Source organism: Streptomyces sp. C, from assembly GCF_000158895.1.
GTDB classification, from domain to species: Bacteria; Actinomycetota; Actinomycetes; order Streptomycetales; family Streptomycetaceae; genus Streptomyces; species Streptomyces racemochromogenes.
Map to the genome: position 1 here is coordinate 290,439 of NZ_GG657751.1, position 7,144 is coordinate 297,582.

Sequence of the window (7,144 nt, forward strand, 5' to 3'; positions counted from 1 at the left end):
CCGGCCGGGCCGAAGCCGCCCTACCGCACCCCGGTGGGCCTCGACCTCGGGCAGATCGCGAGCGCGCTGGTGTGGGCGTGGACGGACCGTCCCGCGGGAGATCCCGCGGTGGCCGGCGCGACCGCCCTGTACGAGCGGCTGCGGGCGGAGCTGGACCGCCCGGAGCTGCTGCTGCCGCTCGGCGGCGGACGCGTCCAGAAGACCTCGGCGGACATCGAGGAGCGGTTCGGGCCCGCACGGCTGCCGGTGGCGATGGACTCCCGCAAGGAGGAGGGGCCCGTCCCGGTGACCGCGTTCGACTCGGGACCCCTGGTGGTGTGCGCGCCCGGCGGAGCCTCCTTCCTGCGGCCGGCGGCCGTAGCCGACCCCGAGGCGTGGGAGCGGGTACGGGAGCTCACCGATCTGACGGAGGAACTGGACCGGGTGGCGCCGCTGCTGGCCGGCGGCGGCCTGGAGCGCATGATGCGCCGGGCCGCCTCCGGGGCGGTGCCGGCCGGCGCGTACGAAGCGGACCCGCGGCAGTCCTGCCCCGACCTGGTGGCCCGGGCCGCGGCACGGCTGGGCACAGGCGCCGACGCGGCCGCGCTCTACCTCCAGCTGGCGACGCTGGCGGCCCCCACCGACCGGAACGTACGCCGGTGGAACGGCTGGACGACCAAACGGCACACCGAGGTCCGGACGGAACTGCTCGCCACGGGCGCCGTCGTGGAGGCCAAACGGGCACGAGCCGGCCGGACCCTGTTCCTGCCCGGGGAATGGATGGAGCTCAAGTCGCCCCACCTGCCCCTGGAAACGGCCAAGCTGGCCACGCACGAGGTGCGCCCGCTGTGGGGCAACACCATCCGCTCCCCGTTCGGCCGGATCCTGCCGCCCGCCCCCCTGCACGAGATGTTCCCCGCGGCCTGGAACCGCCTCCACCCCGCCCCCGCTGAACCCCACTCCTGACAGCCGCCCGCGCGCAACGCCCGGATCCCCACCCAGGCGATCCGGGCAGCGGCGGGCCCGGCGTCGCCCGCGCCGTCCACCCGGGCGGGCCGCACCTTCGACCCCGACGGCTTTCCTCAACGGGCGCCCCTGCCGAAGGGAACCACCCGCGATGGTCATGTGAGGCCGTCACCGGGCTGCAGCGCCATGACCTACCCGACCACGACCTCAACCTGAAGACGCACGGCGAGGTGTGATCAGGCCGCGATGCCGAGTTCGGTGCGGGTGCGGTGGAGGAACTCGCGGACGGCCGGCTCGCGCCGCCAGGGGGCGAGGGCGGTGTTGAACTCGCGGACGTAGTCCTTGGCCCGGCTCGACTGGACGCGGGCGAGGATGTCCACGGACCGGTTGCCCAGGTCCAGGCCGTGGTCGAGGTCGCGGGCTTGGAGGTGGGCGGTCCCCACGATCGCGAGCCGCATTCCGACGGAGCGGGTGAACACGCCGGACGGCATCGCGGCGGCCCGCTGGTTCCAGGCCAGGGCCGCTTTGGGGTTCTTCAGGTCCCGGAAGACCTCGGCGGCGTCCGCCGACAGCCTGGCGTGGTGATAGAAGTCGATCCAGGCTGGCTCTGAACCGTCGGCAGCGTCCGCCTGGCCCAGGAGGTCCTCGGAGGCGGCCAAGGCCCGTGAGGCGGCCCTGGCGTCCCTCTCGCGGGCGTGGGCCCGGGCCTCGATGAGCTTGGTGAACGCGAGGACCCGCGGGGCGGCCTGGCCCTTGGCGCGTTCGAAGGCGCCCTGGGCCATGTCGACGGCCTCGGAGCCGAAGCCCCGCAGCAGGGACTGCATGGCCATGGTGGTCAGGACATAGCAGCCGAGCTGGACGTCGCCGCCCGCGCGGGCCAGGCGGAGGGCCTGGATGAAGTGCCTTTGGGCGACGTCGTGCTGGCCCACGTCGAAGGCGGTCCACCCGGCCAGGCGGGACAGCTCGCTGGTGACGGAGAACAGGTCGCGGCCGACTGCGTCGGTGAAGGAGCCCCGCAGCAGCGGGGCGGCCCGTTCCTGGAGGCAGACGGTGACGGAGTTGGCCTTCCAGTTCCCGCCGCCGTATTTGGAGTCCCAGCGACGGGCCTCGTCGGCAGCGTCCCGGAGTTCTTCGAGGTCGGCCCTGCCGACCTGCTTCTTGCCGCCGGCGACGTCGGCGGCCTCGTCGGCGGGGGCGACCAGCCAGCGGGTCACGGGGGTGGTGAACGCGGAGACGGCGAAGCCGGATCCGGTCAAGAAGTCGCGGCGGTTCACGAAGCTCCAGAACGAGGTGGCCACTTTGACCGCGTCAGCACGGTCCCGCGGGAAATCCAACCCCACATCCGCGTCCGGTGTCTCTGCATCGCCCATACCGATTTCGCCAAGGGCCACCGGACGGCCGAGCCGTTCGGCGATGGCCTGCGCGAGGAATGTGGGCACCGGCCACTTGGGGATCATGCCCCGCTGGCACCAGTTCGCGATGGAGGTATGCGAGTAGTCCGTCTCCAGCCCGGCCTGCTGGGCGAGCTGGTTGACCCGCAGGGCCAGAGACTTGTGGCTCGCGCCGCAGGTCTCGATGAGCCGGTCCAGGTCCGCGTTGGGCGGACGCTTCCGGCGGCTGGTCGACGCCACCCGAATCCCCTTTTCCACCAGGTCGGCAACATGGCTGCCGACGAGGAAACGCCACGAGGCCGGGCCGTGTCGACTGGGCATTTTCAGTCGTACGCATTCCGGCAGGGCACGGGGAGACCGTTCGCCTCTCCGCGTCTGGAGCCACCGAGGGTATTGCCCTGCGAACCCTGGGTGAACCTGCCTTGCGAGTTGTGAGCCCCCTTGCGAGCCCTCCCAGGCATGCGGTCCCGACGGGTGTGATGAGGGCACGGGCCGCCGCCGGGACGCCGGGAAGGGACTTTCGGGGGCGGCCCCCGCCAGGCACCACGACTTCACGCTCGGGGGTGAACCAGATGTGCGGAATCGCAGGACTGGCCGGGGGCGACGCTCTCCGGCACGAGAAGACCGTCGCCGCGATGGGCGACTCGCAGCACTACCGCGGCCCGGACGGCACCATGCACGCCGCCGCCCGGGACGGGCGGGCGGTGCTGGCCATGAACACCCTCCTGATCGTCGACCCGCAGGCCATGCCCGGCCCCTACCTGGACCGGGACACCGGGATCCTGCTGGCCTTCAACGGAGAGATCTACAACTGGCGGACCCAGGCCGCCGCCTGGGGCATCGAGGTCGGCGAGCGGGAGTCGGACGCCCACTTCCTGCTGCGGGCCTGGGCCAAGATCGGCCCGTCCTGCCTGGACGGCCTGGACGGCATGTTCGCCATCGCCGTCCACGACCCGCGGACCGCGAAGCTGTTCCTGGCCCGCGACCGGCTGGGCGAGAAGCCGCTCTACTGGCGTCTGGACGGCGGCCGGCTCGCGTTCGCCTCCGAGGTCACCACCCTGACCGGCTACGGGCCGGCCCCGCTGGTCTTACGGCCCGAGGTCACCGCGATCGAGACCCCCGTCGGGGTCGACACCCCGTTCCAGGGCATCCAACTGCTGGCCCCGGCGACCCTGCTGACGTTCGACGTCACCACCGGCTCGATCGACCAGATGACCTGGTGGCACCTGGAGGACCGGGCCCCGTTCACGGGCACCTACGACGCGGCCCTGGCCAGGTTCTCCACGATCCTGGCCGAGCAGATCCCGCTCAGGTCGCCGGCCTGCGACTTCGCCCTCCTCCTCTCGGGCGGCCTGGACTCGGCGGTGCTGGCCTACCTGATGCGGCCCCCGGTCTGCGTCACGGTCCGCTACCCGGGCCAGGACCGCCTGGACGAGTCCACCACGGCCGCTGTGATCGCCCGGGACATCGGGGCCGAGCTGGTGGTGGTCGAACCCGACCACGCCGACTTCACCCGGGCCCTGCCGCACATGATGCGGGCCCTGGACTACCCCATGGGGAACGCGTCCACGTTCTCCGAGCACATGGCCTACCGGAAGATCGCCGACCTCGGCCTTCGCGTCGTAGTCGGCGGGCTCGGGCCGGACGAGTTCTGATGGGCTACGTCCGCCAGGCCCTGGTCCTCTTCGGCCCCGACGCTGTCCTGAACGCCGGGCTGGAGGCATACCGGCCGCTGGCCGCCAAGCTCATGCACACCGCCGGCGAACCCCTCGACCCGGCGGAGGCCGTCACCCGGCTGATCCTCCGCGGCCCCGACCCCGACGGCCGCCTCCGTGACCTTGTCGCCGACGCGATGGCCCGCGCGGGCGGCGACCTGGCCCGGGGCCTGACGCTGTCGGACCTGGCCACGGCCTGGAGGCCGCTGGTGATGACCAGCGACAAGCTCGCCTCCGCCTACGCGCTCGAACGCCGATCCCCCTACCTGGCCCGCGACCTGGTCGAGCTGTCCTACCGCCTGCCGGTCGAGCACAAGATCACCGGCCCGGCCCAGGGCAAGCGGATCCTGCGGGACGCGGCCAAGGCCCTCGGCCTGCCCCGCGAGGTCTGGGCCAGCAGGGACAAGCTCGGCTTCGCCTCCCCGGTCCCGTCCTGGCTCAACGACAACCTCGCGGCCTGGGCCGACTCCCAGATCCGCATGGCCCTCACCGACGCCCCGCCTGGATTCCGCCCCCTTCTCGAGGGGGGTTTGAAGCCCGGCGACCGCTTCGACCGCACTCGCATGCAGGCCCTCATGGCAGCCGCCTGGTTTTCGGACCAGATGGTGAGGGCTGCCGCGTGATCCCCAACTTCGTTACTACGGTGAGGGGATGCACTCCGAGAACACCGCCATCGAGGAGCCGGCCGCCGCCCGCGGAGCCGTCGCGATCATCACCAACCGCCGCGGCGAAGTCCTCCTCCACCTCCGCGACGACCTCCCCGAGATCGCCTGGCCCGCCCACTGGTCCGTCCTGGGCGGAGGCTGCGACCCAGGAGAGTCCCCTGCCGGCGCGATCCTCCGTGAGCTCGACGAAGAAGCGGGCCTGATCCCCGATGACCTGACCGAGCTGTTCGAGATCACCGACCACCGCGGCTCCGGGCAGATCATCACCTTCTTCGCAGCCGCCTGGGACGGCGACGAGACGGGCCTCCTTCTCGCCGAGGGCGTCAAGCTCCAGTTCTTCGCCCCCGACTACCTCGACATCCTCACGATCCCTCCGTTCATCCGGGACGGGATCTACCGCTACCTGGCCGCCGGGCCCTCCTGATCACCCCGCCCTTCCGAGCGGGGCAAGGGTGGGGCCGCCAGCGGCGGCCCCACCCGAAGGGACGACCCCGAGCATGAAGATGACCGTCATCGGATGCGGCTACCTCGGCGCCACCCACGCCGCCTGCATGGCCGAGCTCGGCCACGAGGTCCTGGGCATGGACTCCGACATCGACAAGATCCACAGCCTTAACAGCGGCAAGGCCCCGTTCTTCGAGCGCGACCTCGACGGCCTCCTCGCCAAGCACACGACGTCCGGCCGCCTTCGCTTCACGGCCTCCTATGGCGAGGTCGCGGAGTTCGCCGACCTGCACTTCATCGGGGTCGGCACCCCGAACCAGCCCGGCACCGACGCCTACGACCTCACCTATCTCTTCGACGCCGTCCGCCGGCTGGCCCCCGGACTCACCCGCCCGGCCGTCGTCGCGGTCAAGTCCACCGTCCCCGTCGGCACCGCACCCCGCGTCGCCGAGGTCCTGCGCGCATACGCGCCCGCCGGGGACCTCGTCGAGGTCGCCTGGAACCCCGAGTTCCTCCGCGAATCCTTCGCGGTCGACGACACCCTCCGCCCCGACCGCCTCGTCCTGGGCTTCAACACCCCCCACTCCTGGGCTGAGGCCCTGCTGCGGCAGGCGTTCGAGAAGATCATCGAGTCGGGGACGCCGACCATCGTCACGGACTGGGCCACCGCCGAGCTCGCCAAGGGCGCCGCGAACTCCTTCCTCGGCACCAAGATCTCCTTCATCAACGCGATGGCCGAGGTCTGTGAAGCCTCCGGCGCCAACATCGCCGAGCTCGCCGACATCCTCGGCCACGACCATCGCATCGGCCGCCACGGCATGCGGCCCGGCCTCGGCTTCGGCGGCGGCTGCCTGCCCAAGGACCTCGCCGGCTTCATCAACCGCGCCGACGACCTCGACGCCGGCCAGGCCGTCGGCATCCTCCGCGAAGCCGCCGCCGTCAACGCCCGCCGCCGCCGGCGCGTCATCGACCTCGCCCACGAAGAACTCGGAGGTGACCTGCGCGGCAAGCGGATCACCATCTGGGGCGCCGCCTTCAAGCCCGAGACCGACGACATCCGCGACTCACCCGCCCTCGCCGTCGCCCAGGCCCTCCACGACCTCGGCGCCACCGTCACCGTCACCGACCCCAAGGCCCTCGACAACGCCCGCAAGCTCCACCCCGACCTCGACTACGTCGAAGACCCCATCGCCGCCGTCGACGACGCCGACCTCCTCCTCCACCTCACCGAGTGGCACCACTACACCACCATCGACCCCAAGCGCCTCGCCACCCGCACCACCAGCCCCAAGGTCATCGACGCCCGCGGCACCCTCAACGTCGGACAGTGGCGCGAGGCCGGCTGGACGTCCCGAGCCCTCGGCCGCCCCTGAGCCCCTCACACCACGGGGCCGTGACCAGGAATTCGCACTGGTCACGGCCCTGTGTTCACCATTCGCCACAGGCCGACAGGGGCGGAAGGGGCTGTTTTCTGGGCAAAGCCGAGAAACCGGCGCGGCACGAGCCGAGGAGGTGCCTGCCTACGGTCATCTCAGTCGACTCGCAGACAAGACGTCCCCAGCCCCCGGGCGCCGGGTTCGCGCCGTCGCACCGGCTATCGTTCGGCCGGAACCTACGGCCGGACGAGGCCTTTTCGGGGGTGGGACGTGGCGACGGTCGCCGTCACCGGGCACGTGCGCATCGATCCGGCGCGGACGGCCGCCATCGCGGACTCCCTGCGCGCCGTCCTCGCGCGCTCGTCCGCCGGCGGGCTGACCGGCCTCTCCTGCCTGGCGGAGGGGGCCGACGCCCTGTTCGCGGAGCTCGTCCTGGAAGCCGGTGGCCGGCTGGAGGTCGTCCTCCCGTCGCACGACTACCGCGCGAGGATGGTCGCCCCGCACTACGCCGCACACTTCGACCGTCTGCACGACGCCGCGGCCGCGGTGACGGTCCTGCCGTACCGGCAGGCCTCCGCGCGGGCCTACAGCGCCGCCAACCGCGTGCT

Annotated in this window: 6 protein-coding genes and 1 pseudogene; 6 read left to right on the forward strand and 1 reads right to left on the reverse strand. The window is 72.1% G+C overall.

The features are described 5' to 3' along the window. Window positions 1-945, forward strand: a pseudogene (locus SSNG_RS34625) (hypothetical protein); the annotation flags it as partial. Between the two features lie 236 nt (window positions 946-1,181). Here SSNG_RS34625 and SSNG_RS34630 read toward each other — a convergent pair. Beyond that, a complete protein-coding gene (locus tag SSNG_RS34630) occupies window positions 1,182-2,576 on the reverse strand; it encodes a hypothetical protein (RefSeq protein ID WP_007268628.1) in 1,395 nt (464 codons plus the stop codon). Window positions 2,577-2,908: 332 nt separating this feature from the next. On the opposite strand from SSNG_RS34630, the gene SSNG_RS34635 reads away from it, so the two are divergent. The 5 genes from SSNG_RS34635 to SSNG_RS42695 form a co-directional block, all read left to right on the forward strand. Continuing rightward, a complete protein-coding gene (locus SSNG_RS34635; RefSeq protein ID WP_007268629.1) occupies window positions 2,909-3,991 on the forward strand; it encodes an asparagine synthetase B in 1,083 nt (360 codons plus the stop codon). After that, window positions 3,991-4,674, forward strand: coding sequence for an asparagine synthase-related protein (locus tag SSNG_RS34640; protein ID WP_042804641.1), 684 nt, complete (start codon window positions 3,991-3,993; stop codon window positions 4,672-4,674). The genes SSNG_RS34635 and SSNG_RS34640 overlap by 1 nt, the downstream gene beginning before the upstream one ends. 28 nt (window positions 4,675-4,702) lie before the next feature. After that, window positions 4,703-5,140 (forward strand): NUDIX domain-containing protein, encoded by a 438-nt coding sequence (locus SSNG_RS34645; protein ID WP_007268630.1) that lies wholly within the window; start codon window positions 4,703-4,705, stop codon window positions 5,138-5,140. 73 nt (window positions 5,141-5,213) lie between these two features. Continuing rightward, complete coding sequence (locus SSNG_RS34650) at window positions 5,214-6,533, forward strand: UDP-glucose/GDP-mannose dehydrogenase family protein (RefSeq protein WP_007268631.1); 1,320 nt, start codon at window positions 5,214-5,216, stop codon at window positions 6,531-6,533. Between the two features lie 273 nt (window positions 6,534-6,806). After that, the coding region (locus SSNG_RS42695; protein ID WP_042804784.1) for a hypothetical protein at window positions 6,807-7,144 on the forward strand (338 nt) is incomplete at its 3' end.

Bases quoted from the DNA above. Each gene is read 5' to 3' on its own strand.
- SSNG_RS34635 (WP_007268629.1), top strand. From the start codon at position 2,909: ATGTGCGGAATCGCAGGACTGGCCGGGGGCGACGCTCTCCGGCACGAG.
- SSNG_RS34640 (WP_042804641.1), top strand. From the start codon at position 3,991: ATGGGCTACGTCCGCCAGGCCCTGGTCCTCTTCGGCCCCGACGCTGTC.
- SSNG_RS34650 (WP_007268631.1), top strand. From the start codon at position 5,214: ATGAAGATGACCGTCATCGGATGCGGCTACCTCGGCGCCACCCACGCC.
- SSNG_RS34645 (WP_007268630.1), top strand. From the start codon at position 4,703: ATGCACTCCGAGAACACCGCCATCGAGGAGCCGGCCGCCGCCCGCGGA.